A 16017-nucleotide genomic window follows, 5' to 3' on the forward strand; every position below is an offset into this window, starting at 1 on the left:
TTTCAGAACGGATTGAAAGCCGGGAATCATCGCCGATGTCTGAACTGACACATTTCGACGACAACGGCGCAAGTCGGATGGTCGATGTGTCGTCGAAAGACGTCACTCATCGTATGGCTTCGGCAAGCGGCCTGATCAGCATGAGGTCAGCGACCCTCGAATTGATCCTCGATCGGAAGTTGGCGAAAGGTGATGTCCTAGAGGTCGCTCGAATCGCTGGTATCATGGCTGCCAAGCGAGTCGGGGACCTAATACCACTCTGTCATCCGATCGGAATCGACGGGGTGACCATCACTTTCGTTGTGGTCGATCGAACCACCCTCAAGATCGAGTCCAGGGTGAATGTTCATGGAAGGACCGGAGTCGAGATGGAAGCCCTTACTGCGGTCTCTGTCGCGGCTCTGACCATTTATGATATGTGTAAAGCCGTGGATCGCGAGATGCAGATTGATTGCCTTAGGTTAGATGCGAAGTCAGGCGGGCGGAGTGGAGATTATCGACGCGGAACCGGGAAACGAGATGAATGAAGTCGATACTCTGACGACGGGCATGAGATGCGTTTCCTGATCCGGGGGGAGTTCGGATGTCGACTGCAGCGCCGCGGAAGTCCGAAGATCTGGGCCGAAAACTGGCGGTACTCTATGCACCGATCCTCGCCGAGATGGCGGAAGCAGAGTCAATCTTCGCCGAGGAGCTAGGAAGTCGCCATTCCTTCGTCCAGCAATTGGTCGATCACTGCGCCGACTTTCGAGGAAAGCGACTCCGTCCCGCCTTGGTTCTCTTGACCGGGAGTGCCTGCGGTAAACTGACCTCCGACCATCCCGTTCTGGCCGCCGTCGTCGAGATGATTCACACCGCAACCCTGGTCCATGACGACATTCTTGATGAATCGGTAGTCCGTCGGCATGCCGCCACGGTCAACGCGGAGTGGGGCAATGAAACGGCTGTATTGATGGGTGATTATCTTTTTACCCATGCCTTCCATCTTGCGGCTTCGCTGGAGACCACCCTGGCATGTCGATGGATTGGCCACGCGACCAACCAGGTTTGCGAGGGTGAGATGCAGCAAGTCCACAATCGAGGCAATTTCGATCTCGATGAGGTCGAATACTTCTCCATTATTCGAGGAAAGACCGCCGAATTAACCGCGGTCTCTTGCCGACTGGGAGCCCACTACGCAGGTGCTCCCGATTTGGTCGTCCGGGCCATGGATGATTACGGGCGCGATCTGGGCGTGGCGTTCCAGATCGCAGACGACGTTCTGGATATCTGGGGTGAAGAGCGAACGGTAGGCAAGAGTCTTGGAACGGACCTGGATAAGCAGAAACTGACCCTTCCATTGATCCGCCTGCTGGCCACGTCTACACCCGAGTCGGCCAATGAGATCCGGGGTTTCCTGTCGGAATCAAATCCCGAAAACCGACGCGAAATCCGAGATCTACTCGAACGATCCGATTCGCTCGGGTATGCCTGGAGTCGCGCCGAACATTACGCCGAGCGTGCCTCGGCCGCCCTTGATCATTTGCCCGAGTCCCCTGCCAAGGCGACTCTCAAGGCTCTCACTGTTCAGGTTGTCCGACGAAATGCCTGAATTTTGATCGCGTCAGGCTACCCCCCGAATTCTTCGGATCGAGTTTTCAGGTGCAAATTCCGAAAATCGATCGGGATGGATGACCTCGGCGGCGATCCTGAGACTCGCTTCGAGGCGAGGTCCCGGGCGAGAAAAGTAGGCTGATCCGTCGGTAATGTACACATTTTCATTTCTGACGGCGCGGAGAGTTTGCCACTCACTTCGACGGGTTAGATTCATCAGGTCTCCCTCCGCTCGATCGATCGATAGTCCACAGGCGGCGACCAGGATAATTTCGGGGTCCGCATGAGCCACCTCTCCCCAGGTTATCCGTTTTGATCGTTCCTTCGATTGCCCGATCACTTCGCGTCCCCCTGCCCGATCGATTAACTCGGGATTCCAGTGACCCGAAGAGAATGGGGGATCGATCCACTCGAGGATCAGGACTTTGGGGACGGACGCCCCCACTATTCGCCGATCGATCTCGTCGACTGTCTTATGGAATCCGTCGATTAGCTTCTCTGCTGACTGATTGGATCCCAGCAAATCTCCGATCCGTCGGAACATCTCGAAAACACTCTCCAGATCGGTGGGATTGACGCTTTCGACTGCGGGATGTCCTGGCAAATCGGCAGCCGCCTTCCTGACCTTCGATTCGTTTATCGCGCAGACATCACATTGTTCCTGAGTCAGGATCAGGGTCGGGCGAAGTCCTGCGAGCGTCTCAAGGTCGAGTTCGTAGAGGCTCCCCCCCTGCTCTGCGATCAACCGATCGATTTCGACGCTGCTCGCATCATCCGAGATTCGACTGCGTACGACTCGGGGAAGGAATTCGACACCTGGTGGAAAGTCGCATTCATGCGTCACTCCAACAAGCTCATCGCCTCGCCCCAAGGAACAGACCAGATCCGTCAAGGAAGGGAGAAGGCTGACAATCCGCATAGCGTCAGTTCCATTCGGTAATCACCAGGCACGGGAGCGTGAGCCGGCAAAATAGGACAGAGGATATCGAGACTCCGGCGGTATTGTCCGCCGAATGAATTGCCATGTTCGTTTAGACTGGCGGCTTTATTTCGGTGGTTGGGCCGACCGATACGACGGTCATTGGAAGCAATGGCCAGCGGGAGAGGACCCGGCTGATATCTTCGGGTGTGACACTTCCAAAAAGGTCGAGTTCCCGCTCAACAGGCATGTACTCTCGGCGATACGTCCAGTGGAAGCCGAGCGAGGCCAGGCGACCCATCGGTCGTTCCGAACGGAGTACCGTTCGGGCCAAGACCTTGTTCTGAGCCTGGGTCAGTTCTTCCGAAGTCGGGCCACTTGACATCATCCGCCCATAAACCTCGACGATCCGTCCCAAATTGGCCTGGGTCTCCTCGGGTTCACAACTCAGGAAGGTGTAATAGGCTCCCGCCCGGTTGTAGTCCTGGTAGGAGATTTCGGCACCGTCGGCGTGACCGGGATCCACAAGTTCCCAGTAGAGGCGAGATCCGGTATGGTCCCCCAGGACGGTCGCCAGAAGCTGAGCCGCAAATCGATCGTCGTCCTCCAGGGCTGGAGCGTCTGCGACTCCGATGACAGTTTGCTGATTATCCTCGGCCCTCAGTAAGGCTTCGAATGCCCCAGTTCCTCGGGGAGGGGTCACTTGCCTCCCGGTCGGCTTCCCCTCCCAACCGAGGCAGTGCTCCTTAGCCAGTCCGATGATGTTGTCCCAATCACCCTTGCCGGCGAAAGCCAGAACGATATTCTCCGGACTATACTTCGCTGCGAAGTAATCCCGCATCTGGTCGACTGACAGGGCGGTGATCGAGTCGACCGTACCGAGAATACTCTGACCGAGGGGGTGCGCCCCGAAGTGCGCGGCCTTGGCCGCGTCGTAAGCAACGGACATCGGACTGTCCATGTACATCCGGATTTCTTCGATGATGACCTTCTTCTCAGTCTCGAAATCTTCCTCGCGGAGGCTCGGGCGGAGGATATCGGAGAGGACATCGAATGCCCTGGGAAGATATTCCGGCAGGCAGGTTACGTGATAGAAGGTGTCTTCCTCGGAAGTCTGGGCGTTGTGCTTGGCACCAACGCGGTCGAAGTCGCGATTGACGGACAGGGCATCTCGGTTTGGTGTCCCCTTGAAGATCATATGCTCCAGGAAATGTGAGACTCCAGCCAATTCGGGTGACTCGTCCCGACTTCCCGCCTTCACGAAAAATCCCGAGGCAACCGAACGAGCCTGGTCGTTCAGTTCGGCAATGACTTGGAGGCCGTTCTCAAGGACAGTCTGATGAAAGCGCAAGGGATATTGCTCCTGGATTGACTCTTGAAGAAATGGCGGGGAATAAGAACGACTACAGCTGGTCCGATCGATCGATGGCGGATCCTTGTACTGGAAAGTCCGTCGAGAGGCTTGAAATTCACTCCGACAATTTCAATGGTGCCGGCCCGAGCGTCAAAATGGTCATTCCTTCGGTTTTTTGCTGGCTGGCAAAGTCGTCCACCGATGCCGGCGTAAGTGAGTCGAGCGAATTGGAGATCTCGTCGAGGGATCGGACTCGTCCCAGGTAAAACCAGTCCGAGGCGAGTGAGCCGGCGCGACTCATGCTCGATTCCTGCTGCATGATCAGCGAGCTTTTGAGCCCGGCTCGCATCGTATCCAACTCTTCAGCCTCGATACCCCTGCCGCTCAATCGATCGATTTCTTGCAGCGTCACGTCGAGGGTCTCCTGTGCACGATCGGTGGAAGTTCCCGCGTAACAGAGGACAGCCGCCCGGTCCTTCTGACCCTCATACGTGGAGTAAACCGTGTAACAAAGCCCTCGCTTCTCGCGAACTTCGGTGAAGAGGCGTGCGGAGGAATAGCCTCCCAGGATTCCGATCATGGCGCGAGCCTGATAATAATCAGGGCTATCCACAGTCACGGTCGGATAGGCCAGAGCGATCTGAGTTTGCTGAGTCTCCTTGGCGATGTGGTCGTGCCTTGGTCCGGAAGGCCGAAGTACAACCTTCGGTTCCGGCCTCGGTTCCCAATCTCCAAAAAGTCGAGAGACGGCCTCCTTGAGAGCAGGCCAGTCGATTGCTCCGGCTACGGTTAAGATGGCACCATTGGGGCGATAATGATCGCGGTGAAACCGACGAAGATTCTCGGCGGTGACGGCATTCACGCCTTCTGGAGTGCCGGGAGACGGGCGACCCCAGGGATCGGGGAAATGACGTTTTCTCAGTTCGTAGATGACCTTCGAGGAAGGATCATCTTCCAGCCCTTGGAGGCTCTGGAGGGCTAGAGCACGAATTGGCTCGATCTCTTCCTCATCGAAATGGGGCCGGCGGATGACGTCAGCGAATATTTCAAGGGCACCGATCAAGTTCCTGCCGAGGGTTGCGGCAGAGACACTGGAATGAAGCGTCTGCGCCCCCTCACCGTGGCTCACACCGAGATTATCCAGAGCAGTTAACAACTCGCGACTTCCCAGTTCGCCCGCCCCCCGGGTGATCCAATCCGCCAGCATTGAGGCGGTCCCCCCCTGCCCCTCCGGTTCATAAGCCGCTCCGGCAGGGACCAAGAGGGTGAAAGCCGCCGATTGGACGCTAGGCATCGACTCGGCTACGAGGACCAGGCCGTTAGGAAACTCGTGATGCGAGACGTTTGAAGCGGGCACGGGAAGTCCTCATCGCTCGAAGAATCGGAAGTCGAAGAGATCGATCGACTTGAATCGATAAGCCCGATCGTCTATTTCTGAGGTAGAAGTTTAGACCAGAGAACTGGTAAGAATCTCGATAGAATGGGGACGATCTGACAAGTATCGTCCAAGTTCGGCCCGGGGTCGATGCCCGATCGACTTCGCTCACCCATCGACAGCCTTGTAGAGGGTCTTCGACCTTCGAAAGCCGATTGATCGGTAGAGTCGAACGGCCGAGGCGTTTTCAGCGGTGACCTCCAGATACGCACGGCGAAGTCCGGCCTGGTAGAATCCCTCCAAGGCTTGTCGAACCAATGCGTGTCCCAGCCCCATCCCTCGATAGTAGGGTACAACTCCGAGATTCTGGATCGCCCCGATCGGCCCTCGATCCATGACACCCTGAACGGTCCCGCAGTATCCTTCCCGACAGGCGATCAACCACGTCGAGACCGCAAGAAATCCAGGTTTACGACGAATCTCGCGCATCAGTCTCTGGCACCCGTGTCGTTCCCCGAGGCAGGGGAAAACTTGGGAGTCGATCTCGTCGCGAAAGCTGAGAAATTTCACCTCGGCATGTTGATCGACGAGCGACTCGTCCCAGCCCACCCATCGGAAAGGCGCAGGGAGCCGTGGTGGGGGCATCGAGCCATCCAGGTCGATCTCCATCCGGAACCGCTTGTAATACGTGATCGCCATCGCGCTTCAACGGTCCGAACGCGAGCAGTGCTTGTTGCAGAATGAAACGTATCTTAGGCCATTTTTCATCGAGTGGTCAATGAACTTGATCGCTCCAGAAGGTCCGATTTGTCTAGGAGAAGTCTAGGGATTTGATCAAGCTTCTTCCTTAGGTCGAGCGATGAGCATAGGTATGCTCAGACCGTGGCGTACCTTCTCGACGGTCTCACCGAAAAGGAGGTCACGAAAAATGCCGTGACCGTGAGATCCTACGACTAGAAGATCGACCGGTTCTCCTTTAAGTTGCTTGATCAACTTGCCCGCGCGATCGGGACCGTGGAGAAGGACTGAGTGAACATCAAATCCTTTGCCTCGAAGGACTTCGACGATCTCGGCTAGGTATCGTTGGTCGGCTCCAGTTTCCCGGTCGGCCGTCTCTTCTCCATAGACTCTCGTCATCGGCGAGTCGACGACATGGAGCAAGACCAGGCCCGTCCTGCCCGGAATAGCGAGACTGAGTGCCCGACTGAGGATCTCGGAATCTCCTGAACCGCGTTCTAGGGCGACACCGATGCGCGTTATGGTCCGCGGACGAAGTGTATCGGACCAATCGAGTTCCAGGAGCGGCTCGGGCTTCCAGGTGGGGCCGGGACGCACGATTGGTTTGATCGTGACCCAAATCAGTAGGCCCAATGCAGCGGCCGAAACACCGTAGAGTGACCCAGCTACGACCCAGGAGAGCGGAACTGGTCCGAAAGATCTGCCAGATGCCGCGGCCAAGCCAACCCACTCCTCGATATTATCGTAGACCAGCTTCGCATTGAGTCCAACGATGACAGCGGCGGACGACCAGGCCAAGATTTGCCCCCACCATCGGGTTGCAAACTCGCCCATATTTCGCCGGTTCGAGGTGAAATGAATCAGCGGTATGACCGCGAATGAGAGCTGCAGGCTCAGGATGACCTGGCTCAGGACCAGCAATTGAAGGGTCGAATTCTCGCCGGCAAGCCAGATGGTCAGGACGGCAGGAATGAGCGCGAGCGAACGAGTAATCAGCCTTCGCATCCAGGGGGCAATCTTGAGGTCGAGATACCCCTCCATAATGATCTGGCCGGCGAGGGTGCCGGTGAGTGTCGAGCTTTGCCCGGCGCAGAGTAATGCAAATCCAAATAAGATGGGAGCTATCGGTCCAAGTATTGGTAAAAGCTCATGTGCCTTCTCGATGCTGTCTACCTCGACCTTTCCGTAGAACACGGCGGCACTTAAGACCAGGATTGCCGCATTCACGAGGAAAGCGACATTCAAAGCGAGGGCTGAGTCGATCAGGTTATACCAGCAGGCCTGGGCCTTGCTCGCCCGATCGGTTCCAATCCGACGTGATTGAACAAGCGCGGAATGCAGGTACAGGTTATGCGGCATAACCGTGGCACCAAGGATGCCAATAGCCACGAACAATGAACCGGCAGGAAGACTCGGGCGCAAACCGAGGATTATGGCCGATGCATCGGGTCGAGCCATGACGATCTGGATGAGGAAGCAACCGCCGATCATCGCCACAAGCCCCAGGATCGCCGCCTCCATCATCCTCATACCGAAGCGCTGGAGGTAGAGGAGCAGGAAAGTATCGAGTGCCGTGACCAGACATCCTAAAAGCAAAGGGATTCCGAACAGCAAATTCAAGGCAATGACGGTCCCGACGACTTCGGCTAGATCACAAGCAGCGATCGCCACCTCGGCCAAGACCCATAGCGCGAAGTTGACCGGACGAGAGTATTCAGCACGACACGCCTGGGCCAAATCATGACCGGTTACGACGCCCAACCGAGCCGAGAGTGTTTGGAGGATCACGGCCATTATGTTCGACATCAACAAGACCCAGATCAGGGCGTACCCAAATCGTGCCCCACCCTCCAGATCTGTCGCCCAGTTCCCTGGGTCCATATATCCGACGCTGACCAGGTAAGCCGGACCCATGAATGCGAAAAGTCGTTTTAAGGGATTTGAGTGAGCGACTCCAACCGAGCCATGAACCTCGCTTAGAGACTTGCGTTCGTCATCGATACCGGAGGTTGTCGTATGTCGCTCTCCCATCATTCCTTTATCCATCTTTGGTTTGAGTTCGCTAGGGACGTCCCATTTGGACTTGTCGAGCATAACAGACGATCAAGGGCATCACAAGACTACGATTTTGGACACCCAAAAAACTAAAAGGACACCTTGGCACGACAGCCGAAATCGTACTATTTGTGGAGAAGACCAACCGAGATCGATGAGTTAATCGGAGTAGGCACCATGCGCGAGCGAACTGTCGGATTACTTCTCACGGTGGGGCTATTGGCAGGCATCGGGAATGAATCGCAAGCTCAAATCTCGATCGGAATCCCCAGTTTCGGATCGGGTATCGGAGTGGGAGTTCCTGGATACAGTTACGGCTCGAACAATATGTCCTGGTCGTATCCGGGACTGGGATTTTCGAGCTATACAAGCGGATATGACCGTTATTCAACCTCAGCCTACCTGGGTGGTCCAGGGGCGTTGACTTATAGCTCGGGCTTTCGAGGCTATTCCGCAGCCCCTCAATTTTTTGGCTACCGAAATCCATCAAATTCGTATGAGGCCGTGGGGCGTGGCCCTTCGCAGGGATATCAATACGGCGCACGATATCGACGAGTTTACCCAAATTACCTCAGCAGAGGCCGATCATTTCGTTGAGACGGCCTTGGATTCTTCAATCTCACGATGGTAGGAATTCGCGTTTCCTTTCTCGATCCTCGAAGTTTCGAGCCAAGCTCGTTCTGGAGGGTTTATACTAAAGGACGATCCGGTTGATTTTCCGGAGATTTGTCCAGATCAAGCGGTCGGTCGATCATTGATCTCATGTGATCTGGGGGAACGCCATGCGTCGCCTTTTTTTGGTTCTGGTATTCGTACTTTCAATGAATCTCGCGACGAAGAACGTCGATGCACAGCACGTTCCTGGTGGGCCGACTACTCCGCATCGAATGAACGGAAGCATCGGCCTACCGGAGGTTTATGGTACGAGTTGGGGAGTGGCTAGTTTCGGAATTCCGCGAACTTACTCCCTGTTTTCATCGTCATACGGCGGTGGGTATGGATACGGATATCCCCCACCCGGCGTCTTGCCAGGTAAGTTTGGTGTTGGGCTCTGGAGGTCTGGATTCGTAGCACCTGGTTACACTTACGGATCGGCCTACGGATACAGCACCTTCCCCTACCCCTATAAGCCGGGAGGTCCCCGATCTGGCCCATCGATTGGTGTTTACGCGCCAGGATTTGGCCCGGGCGGACAGCCTCCTTCATTTTATAATCGATGATTATTTGGGCACGTGCAGGGCCTAGATGACCCAAGGCCCTAATTGCTTCCTAAACACGAGATGCCAGGCCGCCCTTAATGTAGATTTCTCATTGACTTCGGTCAACCTGGTTCGAAACCGGACCCCTTGCGTTAAGTGCCTCTAATCCTCGATCGCCGTCGCATCGGCTTTGATCCGGGCGACAAACGCCAGGCAGGCCGCCCGCAACGCCGCCAGGCTGGCATGACAGTGCCCGCGCGTCACCCATCACGCATCCAGTCCCAGAGCCGCTCGATCCGGTTGAGGTCCGGGCTGTACCCGGGCAAGGGGATCAGCTCGATGCCCAACTCCTCCGCATGGCCCTGCACCATCCAGGCGATGTGGCACGGCGCGTTGTCCCAGATGATCACGACCTTCTCGAGCAGGCCGGCCCGCCCGCCATCGGAGAACCCGCTCCAGGTAGTGGCATGTCGCCATCGCGTCGCACGGGCCGTCCTCCCAGATCAGGCATTGCCCGCGGCTGAAGTCATACGCCCCGTATCAGTTGAGCCTCTCGAACAGCCCCGGCGTCGTGCTCACCCGCCACGACCGTTGCCCCTTGGGGACCCAGGTGTACCCCTCGTCGAGATCCTGGTGGAAGTGCGACTCGTCGATGTAGATCAGCGTCACCTCGCGTCGGTGAACCTGCACGAAGAGCGTCGCGAGCCGCTCGACGTGCTCGGCACGCCGGCCCGGCTTGGCCTTGCCGAGCAGCTTCTTGATCCTCTACCAGCTCAGATTGGCGGCCAGCGACATCCGGCGGATCGCGTTGCGTCCCACGTCCCGACCGAAGGTGGCCAGCACCCACTGCCGGAGCTTCTTCAGCGTCCAGCCGTGGCCGGGCAATCCGTGGTCGACCGGCTCGGTGGCGATGACGACCTCGACGAGTTGTCGGGACTGGTCGGGCGCAAAAGGGGGGCCGGCCCGCCGGTGCGGCGGTAGGTCAGGGCATCCGGCCCCTTGGTATTGTAGGTATGCAACCACGGGAGCACCGTCTCGTCCTGGCGGCCAAATTGATCGGCCCAGGTGGTGGCGTTATGGGTGCCGTCGGCGATCAGGGAGAGGGCCAGGAAGCGTTCGCGGGTGCGGGGGTGTTCGGCCTGGAGGGCCAGGCGTCGCAGGTCGTCGAGCGATTGTCCCCATTTCTGCATCTCGATGCGGATCATCGGAGGCCCTCGCCTGGTTGAGACATATACCCCAATTCCCTGAGCCTCTCCAGGATAACGGACCGGCCTCACATCGGAAACTCCTGGTCTCCATCTCCAGGGGATTGGGGATTAGGAAATTGTTTAACTACGTTTTCGGGGGGACAACAGCCTGATTTTAAGAATCGTCTTGTGTCCATCTCTCGAAAGGCCGGCACCCCAGGAATGCCCACCAAGTGTGTTGATCGCAAATCGACGATCGCCATTGAGTACGAACAAGGCATCCTTGTCTTGCTCGATCCCCAAAAAGCGAGCAACACGGTCCATTTTCATAGCCGGGTTGATCGCTCGTTGGGTCCCACGGTGCCAAAAATTAGGTGACAGAGCCGGACGGACCATCTCTCGGAGCGAGCCTTCAAGGTTTAATGGGGTGAGAGCGTTTCTCGATCGGGAATGGAAGGTCCGACCCCATCTGCGCCGTCATAAATTGTGAGCCCTTCACCACTTACTACTCGGTGTCGAAGAGCAATCTCCGGTCGGTTTCTTGTCGAGTCAAGGAAGTCAAGTTTAGAGGAAAATGGAAGTGCCTTCCGACAGGCCCTCCGCGACCCGGCGTCGTCTCGGTAGAATTTGAGTAATATCGGCGATATTGCCGCGATCGGGTTGTACCGAATTTAATCAAGGGACGAGGTCGAATGTCATTTCCATTACTGGCCAGGGTTCGGCAACAAGTTCCTCAACCCCAGGTCGCTGATATTGCTGGTACTGTCCGACGCCTCATCTTGGAAAGCCGGATTCGCGAGCGTGTCCCGGCCGGAGGAACCGTGGCCGTCGGCGTTGGAAGTCGAGGTATCACCGCTATTCCGATCGTCGCCCGGTCGGCGGTCGATACCCTCAAGGAACTTGGATTCCGACCTTTTATCGTCGCGGCCATGGGAAGTCATGGTGGGGCGACGGCCGAAGGCCAGCGAGAACTCCTCGCCGGTTATGGGATTACTTCGTCGGCTATGGGTGTGGAAGTCCGGACCGAGATGGATACCGAGATCCTCGGGACCAACACGGTCGGCCTTCCGATCTATTTCGACCGAAATGCTTATCAGGCCGATGGAATTGTCCTGCTCAATCGCGTCAAACCACACACCGACTTCAGTGGAACATACGAGTCGGGTGTGTTGAAGATGTTGGCCATCGGACTAGGAAAGCGCGATGGTGCCTCACAGATCCACAAACTTGGCATCCCTGGAATGCTCCAGGTCCTCCCGTCGGTCATGAAATTCCTGGTGGCCAACACCAAATTTGCCCTCGGGCTGGCGATCCTGGAGAACGTCAATGACATGCCCGCCGAGATCGTCGCGCTAGAGCCCGAGGAGATTCTTGATTCCGAGCCGAAGCTCCTTCAGAAAGCCCGCGGCCTCATGGGGCGGCTTCCATTCGACCAAATCGATGTTTTGATGGTCGGTGAACTGGGGAAAAATTATTCGGGGTCGGGAATGGACCCGAATGTCATTGGGCGTCTCATGGTTGAGACGATGAATGACCACCCACGTCCTGTCGTGACCCGGCTGGCCGTGCTCGATGCATCCGATGAGACCCACGGAAATATCGTTGGAGTCGGATTTGCCGATTTGACGACCGAACGGCTCGTCTCAAAGCTCGATCCCGAGCCATTTCGGATCAACGTCCTGACGTCTTGCTGCCTCGAACGGGCTAGAATACCCATAACGATGCCAACTGATCGCGATGTAATGGCCGCCTCGCTCGATACCTGCTGGCGAATCGATCCGCTCGAAGCTCGCGTGGTCGTCATCCCAAACACCCTTGAACTGACAACGCTGTGGGTCTCCCCGGCCCTCGATTCGGAGATCGTGTCAAACCCACATTTGGAGCGTGAGACGGATTATCTCCCGATGCCATTTTCCTCAACAGGAACCCTGGATCAGGAATCCATGTTTCCCGAAAGTGTCCGGGGGCGACGTGTACTTGGAGCCTATTCCGTCCATTGACCTGGTCGAAGGATCCTGAACATTGCCCTTGCAGGAAGATGATCGTCGCGAGATAATCGCCGGATGCGCGGCTCGTCGAGCCGTGATTTCTTCGGAAGATTGGCCGAAAGTCGGTTCAATCCGAGCTTCCGGCCCGGTCGGCGGGGCGCCTTCGGGCGGAGCGCCAGTACCGGGTCCTGGATGGGACAAGGCGAGACATGGCGGACGCGGTCAAGATTCGGGTCGAATTGCGCGACCCCGCGAAGAACAAAGGCACGGGCACGAAGTTCGCCCGACGGCTCCGGAAGCAAGGCCGGATTCCCGCGATCATCTACGGCCATAAGCAGGCCCCAACTCCCATCTCGATGAGCCGAGAGTCGGTCTGGGAGATGATCAAAAAACAGACACACCTTGCAGAACTCGAGATGGATGGTGCCGGGCCGGAAACGGTCATGGTCCGCGAAATCCAGTGGGATTACCTGGGCAAGGAGATCATCCATCTCGACTTCGCCCGTGTCTCCGCCGGTGAGTCGATCGAGACCGAAGTTCGGATCGACCTTCGTGGAACGGCTCCGGGAACTCAAGAGGGTGGCGTCCTGGAACAGCTGATCCATTCCATCGAAGTGACCTGTCGAGCCGATGCGATCCCGGACAACATCAAGCTTGACATCTCAGAATTGCACGTCGGCAAGGCGATTCACGTCAAAGAGTTGAAGCTCCCGGAAGGCGTGACTGTCAAGGCTGATCCCGAGTCGCTGGTTGTTCACGTCACGACCAAGGTTGCGGAAACGACATCGACCGAGGTCGGAGAAGGAACCCAGCCCGAAGTGATCAAGCCCGAACGCAAGGAAAAGGAAGACTGACCTTCGTGTTGGCGATTTCGAGGGTGGTCTAGGGCATGTTCAAATTGGTGGTCGGTCTCGGAAATCCTGGGAGTAAATACGAAGGAACACGGCATAACATCGGGTTCGAGGTGATCGATCGCCTCTCCATTGGCGGTCAAGGCGTGAAGTTTTCAAGGAAGTTCGAGGGACAGCTCGCGGAGGTCGAGATCGGCTTCCAGCGAATCCTGCTCCTGAAACCTGAAACCTTCATGAACCTCAGCGGCCGGAGTGTTATTCCTGCCCTTCGCTTTTATAAGCTGGAAGCCGTGGATCTTCTCGTTATCTGCGACGATTTGAATTTGCCATTAGGCAAGCTCCGGATTCGTAAAGGCGGTTCCGACGGCGGACAGAAAGGGCTCCGAGATATCTCTGCACAGCTCGGTTCCGAGGATTTTGCCCGACTCCGAGTCGGGATCGGCGACCGAGGACCGATCGATGCATCCGACTTCGTATTGAGCCGTTTTCGTCCTGCCGAACGATCGGTTGTCGAGGATTCTTTGATCGTCGCCACCCAGGCTGTGGCCGTCTGGGTCACCCAGGGAGTCGACGCTGCAATGAATCGATTCAATGGACCAGTCCAATAGCGGCTAGTTTTCAGCCCCATGCTGTTTGCTTACCACTGGGGACGTGGTCTCGTCGCCCCGAAAACATGATCGCTTACCTTCTTCCTTTTCCGGCTGACCGCTGACAGCTTACGTCCAAGAGGAGAGAGCCTTGCCAGTAAATACGTACGAGGGGATGTTCCTGCTCGATAGCTCCAAGGTCGCCCTCAGTTGGGACGACTCGGTTCGTCAAGTTCATGACATCCTGACCAAACACAACTCCGAGATCGTGGCGAGCCGCCAGTGGGACGAGCGTCGGCTGGCTTACTCGGTCGACGGTCACAAGAAGGGCACTTACCTCCTCACGTACTTCAAGACCGAGGGGTCGAATGTCGAGGAGATTGTCGCTGATTGTCATCTGAGCGAACTCATCCTCCGAGAGCTCGTCTTGAAGGTCCATCCCAAGCTTGTCGACCATTTGGTCGACCGAGCGATGACTTCGACGCCCGGTGAAGGTGAGGAAGCTCCTCGCGAGGAAGAGGACGATCGTCCTCGTCGACGACGCAGAGAGGATTGACCTGCCGGAAAACTCGATTATTCAGGTCATCGCCAACCTTGAGCTCGGTCGATACCCAATTCCAGTCGAGCGTTGAGGTTCCGAGAGAACGCTTGTTGCCTACTCAGGGATGTGGTAGCCTTCCCTTAGGGAACAAGCGTCTACGCTCATCCGGTTGGTCGGGGATCGGCGGTCCCTTCATCGTTTTGGGGAGGTTGAGGCGATGGCCCAGTTGAATAAAGTCTTCCTTATGGGAAATCTGACGCGTGATCCTGAGTTGCGTCGCCTCGCCAACGGGACAGCTGTAACCGATCTTGGCCTTGCTCTGAATCGTTCGTTCATGGGCAAGGACGGCGAAAAACGCGAGGAAGTCGTGTTCATCGACGTGACGGTCTGGGATCGTCAGGCCGAAACCTGCTGTCAGTATCTGAAAAAGGGGCGGGCTGTTCACGTCGAGGGTTTCCTCAAGATGGACACCTGGGAAGATAAGAACTCCGGCGAGAAGAGATCTAAGGTCAAGGTTCAGGCGGATCGGGTTCAGTTCCTCGATCGTCGCGAAGACTCGGGAGGAGTCCCAGGGGGAGAGGACGATTATTCCGCTCCTGCTCCTCGCGACTCGGCACCTCGTCGTTCCTCCCCCGATCCTCGATCGATGGGAAATGGCCCCTCTCGAGCCGGCTTCAATAACTCGACAGCCCCGAGCACTTCGCCTCGTCGTCCTCCCTCGCCGCCTGTCGATGCCGATGATGACGATATTCCGTTCTGATACAAACGCCCCGGGAGCCGGCTAATTCGGGCCGGCGGGGCCAGACACCTAGCGACGACCGTCCTCAGGAGTGAGTGCTGCATCATGGCCAAGATGACCGACAAGAAACCGGGTAAGGCCAAGCCCAAGGCGAAGGCCAAGGCGAAGGCCGGTACCAAGAAAGCCGCCTCGACTACCAAAACCTCCGTGATCGTCGCTCCGACGGTCCGTCAACCCGGCGTGGAACGTCGTCGGAATCATCCGATGCGCTCCAAGGACGGGTACATGCAGATCTTGCTCACACATGCGGTCCCGCACTTCGGCCAGCCTGGGGACCTCGTGAAGGTCCGACCCGGGTTTGCCCGAAATTATCTACTGCCGCAGGGGCTGGCAACCTTCGCGACTCCGCACAACCTTCGGATCGTCGAGAAGCATCGAGATCGGCTCAGGCAGCTCGAGGAAGCTCGTCGCGCCGATCTCGTCCAACTCGCAGCCCAAATCGCCCAGCGATCGATCACCATCGAAGCGAACGCGAATCCCGAAGGCCACCTTTACGGATCGGTCACGGCCGACCAAATCGCTGAAGCTCTCAAGGCAGATAACTTCCCGATCGAGACTGAACACGTCAAAATCGAGGGACCGCTCAAGGAACTGGGGCTTTACACCATCCGCCTTGGTCTTGGTCAAGAGGTCGAGACCGAAGTGAAGCTTTGGGTCGTCCCCACGCATGTCGATGAGCCGGTCGCCTGAGCAATAGACAGGCACAGCTTGGACTCTCTCTTTCGATTTTTTCATGGTCAACTCGTGGGCCGGCCGATACCATTGTACAGGTAAGGCCGGCCCGTGACTTATCCCTTGAGAATGGCTCGTCGAGCCTTCCAACCAGTCCGG

At 57.0% G+C, this 16017-nt stretch carries 16 protein-coding genes; 8 read left to right on the forward strand and 8 right to left on the reverse strand.

The genetic code is table 11. The features are described from left to right. The first annotated feature begins 35 nt into the window (after positions 1–35). On the forward strand, positions 36–527 hold the full coding sequence (moaC, locus tag P12x_RS20155; RefSeq protein ID WP_435006478.1) for a cyclic pyranopterin monophosphate synthase MoaC: 492 nt from the start codon (positions 36–38) through the stop codon (positions 525–527). Positions 528–661: 134 nt separating this feature from the next. Then, positions 662–1591 (forward strand): polyprenyl synthetase family protein, encoded by a 930-nt coding sequence (locus P12x_RS20160; RefSeq protein ID WP_435011699.1) that lies wholly within the window; start codon positions 662–664, stop codon positions 1589–1591. A gap of 12 nt (positions 1592–1603) precedes the next feature. Here the strand turns inward: P12x_RS20160 and P12x_RS20165 are convergent, their stop codons facing one another. The 8 genes from P12x_RS20165 to P12x_RS20200 all read right to left on the reverse strand — a co-directional run bounded on the left by P12x_RS20165 (position 1604) and on the right by P12x_RS20200 (position 10438). Then, on the reverse strand, positions 1604–2512 hold the full coding sequence (locus P12x_RS20165) for a cobalamin-binding protein (RefSeq protein ID WP_435006480.1): 909 nt from the start codon (positions 2510–2512) through the stop codon (positions 1604–1606). Between the two features lie 112 nt (positions 2513–2624). Next, positions 2625–3863, reverse strand: coding sequence for a M16 family metallopeptidase (locus tag P12x_RS20170; protein ID WP_435006482.1), 1239 nt, complete (start codon positions 3861–3863; stop codon positions 2625–2627). A 118-nt stretch (positions 3864–3981) separates the two neighbouring features. Then, a complete protein-coding gene (locus tag P12x_RS20175) occupies positions 3982–5160 on the reverse strand; it encodes a M16 family metallopeptidase (RefSeq protein WP_435011700.1) in 1179 nt (392 codons plus the stop codon). 249 nt (positions 5161–5409) lie between these two features. Further along, positions 5410–5940 (reverse strand): GNAT family N-acetyltransferase, encoded by a 531-nt coding sequence (locus P12x_RS20180; protein ID WP_435006483.1) that lies wholly within the window; start codon positions 5938–5940, stop codon positions 5410–5412. A 135-nt stretch (positions 5941–6075) separates the two neighbouring features. Then, complete coding sequence (locus P12x_RS20185) at positions 6076–8073, reverse strand: Nramp family divalent metal transporter (RefSeq protein ID WP_435006484.1); 1998 nt, start codon at positions 8071–8073, stop codon at positions 6076–6078. Between the two features lie 1420 nt (positions 8074–9493). Next, positions 9494–9643 carry a transposase gene (locus tag P12x_RS20190; RefSeq protein WP_435006485.1) on the reverse strand — a complete coding sequence of 50 codons (150 nt, stop codon included), beginning with the start codon at positions 9641–9643 and terminating at the stop codon, positions 9494–9496. Positions 9644–9773: 130 nt separating this feature from the next. After that, positions 9774–9923 (reverse strand): hypothetical protein, encoded by a 150-nt coding sequence (locus P12x_RS20195; protein WP_435006486.1) that lies wholly within the window; start codon positions 9921–9923, stop codon positions 9774–9776. A 170-nt stretch (positions 9924–10093) separates the two neighbouring features. Then, entirely contained in the window at positions 10094–10438 is a 345-nt protein-coding gene (locus P12x_RS20200; protein WP_435006487.1) for a hypothetical protein, read from the reverse strand. Between the two features lie 674 nt (positions 10439–11112). Here P12x_RS20200 and P12x_RS20205 point away from each other — a divergent pair. From P12x_RS20205 to rplI, 6 genes are all read left to right on the forward strand, one after another. Beyond that, positions 11113–12420, forward strand: coding sequence for a lactate racemase domain-containing protein (locus P12x_RS20205; RefSeq protein WP_435006488.1), 1308 nt, complete (start codon positions 11113–11115; stop codon positions 12418–12420). Between the two features lie 197 nt (positions 12421–12617). Continuing rightward, positions 12618–13262 (forward strand): 50S ribosomal protein L25, encoded by a 645-nt coding sequence (locus tag P12x_RS20210; RefSeq protein ID WP_435006489.1) that lies wholly within the window; start codon positions 12618–12620, stop codon positions 13260–13262. A 35-nt stretch (positions 13263–13297) separates the two neighbouring features. Next, complete coding sequence (gene pth / locus P12x_RS20215) at positions 13298–13867, forward strand: aminoacyl-tRNA hydrolase (protein WP_435006490.1); 570 nt, start codon at positions 13298–13300, stop codon at positions 13865–13867. A gap of 130 nt (positions 13868–13997) precedes the next feature. Continuing rightward, positions 13998–14402 carry a 30S ribosomal protein S6 gene (rpsF, locus tag P12x_RS20220; protein WP_435006492.1) on the forward strand — a complete coding sequence of 135 codons (405 nt, stop codon included), beginning with the start codon at positions 13998–14000 and terminating at the stop codon, positions 14400–14402. 229 nt (positions 14403–14631) lie between these two features. Next, positions 14632–15147, forward strand: coding sequence for a single-stranded DNA-binding protein (locus P12x_RS20225; RefSeq protein ID WP_435011701.1), 516 nt, complete (start codon positions 14632–14634; stop codon positions 15145–15147). Positions 15148–15231: 84 nt separating this feature from the next. Continuing rightward, positions 15232–15876 (forward strand): 50S ribosomal protein L9, encoded by a 645-nt coding sequence (gene rplI / locus P12x_RS20230; RefSeq protein ID WP_435006493.1) that lies wholly within the window; start codon positions 15232–15234, stop codon positions 15874–15876. Positions 15877–16017 lie beyond the last annotated feature (141 nt).

This window comes from Tundrisphaera lichenicola (assembly GCF_051175385.1).
Lineage (GTDB): Bacteria > Planctomycetota > Planctomycetia > Isosphaerales > Isosphaeraceae > Tundrisphaera > Tundrisphaera lichenicola.

Excerpts from the sequence above, each read along its gene's own strand:
- moaC (WP_435006478.1), top strand. The coding sequence starts at position 36 with ATGTCTGAACTGACACATTTCGACGACAACGGCGCAAGTCGGATGGTC.
- P12x_RS20160 (WP_435011699.1), top strand. The coding sequence starts at position 662 with ATGGCGGAAGCAGAGTCAATCTTCGCCGAGGAGCTAGGAAGTCGCCAT.
- P12x_RS20165 (WP_435006480.1), bottom strand. The coding sequence starts at position 2,512 with ATGCGGATTGTCAGCCTTCTCCCTTCCTTGACGGATCTGGTCTGTTCC.
- P12x_RS20175 (WP_435011700.1), bottom strand. The coding sequence starts at position 5,160 with ATGCCTAGCGTCCAATCGGCGGCTTTCACCCTCTTGGTCCCTGCCGGA.
- P12x_RS20180 (WP_435006483.1), bottom strand. The coding sequence starts at position 5,940 with ATGGCGATCACGTATTACAAGCGGTTCCGGATGGAGATCGACCTGGAT.
- P12x_RS20185 (WP_435006484.1), bottom strand. The coding sequence starts at position 8,073 with ATGCTCGACAAGTCCAAATGGGACGTCCCTAGCGAACTCAAACCAAAG.
- P12x_RS20200 (WP_435006487.1), bottom strand. The coding sequence starts at position 10,438 with ATGATCCGCATCGAGATGCAGAAATGGGGACAATCGCTCGACGACCTG.
- P12x_RS20205 (WP_435006488.1), top strand. The coding sequence starts at position 11,113 with ATGTCATTTCCATTACTGGCCAGGGTTCGGCAACAAGTTCCTCAACCC.
- P12x_RS20210 (WP_435006489.1), top strand. The coding sequence starts at position 12,618 with ATGGCGGACGCGGTCAAGATTCGGGTCGAATTGCGCGACCCCGCGAAG.
- pth (WP_435006490.1), top strand. The coding sequence starts at position 13,298 with ATGTTCAAATTGGTGGTCGGTCTCGGAAATCCTGGGAGTAAATACGAA.
- P12x_RS20225 (WP_435011701.1), top strand. The coding sequence starts at position 14,632 with ATGGGAAATCTGACGCGTGATCCTGAGTTGCGTCGCCTCGCCAACGGG.
- rplI (WP_435006493.1), top strand. The coding sequence starts at position 15,232 with ATGGCCAAGATGACCGACAAGAAACCGGGTAAGGCCAAGCCCAAGGCG.